General features: G+C 54.3%; 3 rRNA genes. All 3 read left to right on the top strand.

What is annotated here, in order from left to right:
• Positions 1-89, top strand: a 16S ribosomal RNA gene (locus GJ688_RS19535); the annotation flags it as partial.
• A 195-nt stretch (positions 90-284) separates the two neighbouring features.
• Positions 285-401: ribosomal RNA gene (rrf, locus tag GJ688_RS19530) — 5S ribosomal RNA — on the top strand.
• Between the two features lie 256 nt (positions 402-657).
• A 23S ribosomal RNA gene (locus GJ688_RS19525) occupies positions 658-2,127 on the top strand; the annotation flags it as partial.

Here is a 2,127-nt window from a genome sequence, read left to right as displayed (position 1 = left end):
GGAGCCAGCCGCCGAAGGTGGGGTCGATGATTGGGGTGAAGTCGTAACAAGGTAGCCGTATCGGAAGGTGCGGCTGGATCACCTCCTTTCTATGGAGACTTATCACGACTGATACTGGGCAACCGGTATCGAAGTTGTGAGACGTCGAGGTCGAACGCACGCAATGCAACACAACTGTTTGATTTTGAGGGACTGGAGAAATGTACCGGTTGAAGACCTCAACTGAGTGTAGTAAACTCCTAAATCCGGTGTTGAGCCGGACGGACCTCACAACTAAAAAATGATCTGGTGGCAATGGCGGAGGGGTCACACCCGTTCCCATCCCGAACACGGAAGTTAAGCCCTCCTGCGCCGATGGTACTTGGGACGTTGGTCCCTGGGAGAGTAGGTCGCCGCCAGATTGACCGGGGAATACCCGGCGAACCTGACGAACGTCAGGTTTTTATATGACTGCCCTTATGTGGCGGTGTTGTTCCTTGAAAACTGCACAGAGGTAAAGTAAAGCGCAAGTGATGATGATCGTAAGTTAAGCTTTCATACTCATGGTGATGTCCTATTACAGTATCGGCACGATAGTCTTTTGACGAAGTGTCTCGCTGCAAGTATGTTACACCAGGGTAAGTGAGAACGACAACGTGATCAATCATTGAATTATAAGGTCAAGTTAGTAAGGGCATACGGTGGATGCCTAGGCGCTGAGAGGCGAAGAAGGGCGCGGATAACTGCGAAAAGCCACGGTGAGCCGTAAGCAGGCATAGACCCGTGGATACCCGAATGGGGCAACCCGTCCGGAGTCATATCCGGACATCGCTGACTGAATCCATAGGTCAGTGAAGCCAACCCGGGGAACTGAAACATCTAAGTACCCGGAGGAAAAGAAATCAAGCGAGATTCCCCCAGTAGCGGCGAGCGAACGGGGAAAAGCCTAAACCGTCTCTTTGGAGGCGGGGTTGCGGGACCTTCATCCCGAATGAATCATCCTAGTCGAAGCGGTCTGGAAAGGCCCGGCACAGCAGGTAACACCCCTGTAGGCGAAAGGACGAGCCATTCCGAAGGGATCCCAAGTACCGCGGGGCACGTGAAATCCCGTGGGAATCCGGGGGGACCACCCTCCAAGGCTAAATACTCCTCAGCGACCGATAGTGAACCAGTACCGTGAGGGAAAGGTGAAAAGCACCCCGTAAGGGGAGTGAAAGAGAACCTGAACCCGTATGCTTACAAGCAGTCGGAGCGTGAAAGGTGACGGCGTGCCTTTTGTAGAATGAACCGGCGAGTTGCGGTCACGAGCAAGGTTAAGGCGAGAAGCCGAAGCCGAAGCGAAAGCGAGTCTGAATAGGGCGCGTAAGTTCGTGGCTGCAGACCCGAAACCGGGTGATCTACCCATGTCCAGGGTGAAGCGGAGGTAAAACTTCGTGGAGGCCCGAACCGACCGACGTTGAAAAGTCGGCGGATGAGGTGTGGGTAGGGGAGAAATTCCAATCGAACTCGGAGATAGCTGGTTCTCCCCGAAATAGCTTTAGGGCTAGCCTCGGTGGTAAGAATGCGGGAGGTAAAGCGCTGATAGGGCTAGGGGCCTTCACCGGTTACCGAACCCTGTCAAACTCAGAATGCCCGTATTTATCCCCGGGAGTCAGACGGCGAGTGCTAAGATCCGTCGTCAAAAGGGAAACAGCCCAGACCGACAGCTAAGGTCCCCAAGTGCATGTTCAGTGGAAAACGATGTGGAGTTGCCCAGACAACCAGGATGTTGGCTTAGAAGCAGCCACCATTTAAAGAGTGCGTAATAGCTCACTGGTCGAGTGACTCTGCGCGGAAAATGACACGGGGCTAAACATGCCACCGAAGCTTCGGCAAGACGTAAGTCTTGGGTAGGGGAGCGTTCCTTGTGCAGCGAAGTTCAGCTGGAAGGCTGGGTGGAGCGCAAGGAAGTGAGAATGCCGGTATGAGTACACGAAAAGGCAGGTGAGAATCCTGCCCGCCGAAAGCCTAAGGGTTCCTGGGGAAGGCTCGTCCACCCAGGGTAAGTCGGGACCTAAGCCGAGGCCGAAAGGCGTAGGTGATGGACAACAGGTGGAGATTCCTGTACCACGTTGCATCGTTTGACCGATGGGGGGACACAGGAGGATA

It is taken from the genome of Heliobacterium mobile, from assembly GCF_009720735.1.
GTDB lineage: Bacteria > Bacillota > Desulfitobacteriia > Heliobacteriales > Heliobacteriaceae > Heliobacterium > Heliobacterium mobile.
The sequence above is the reverse complement of the archived record's forward strand: the minus strand, read 5'-3'. Positions and strand labels throughout refer to the sequence as shown.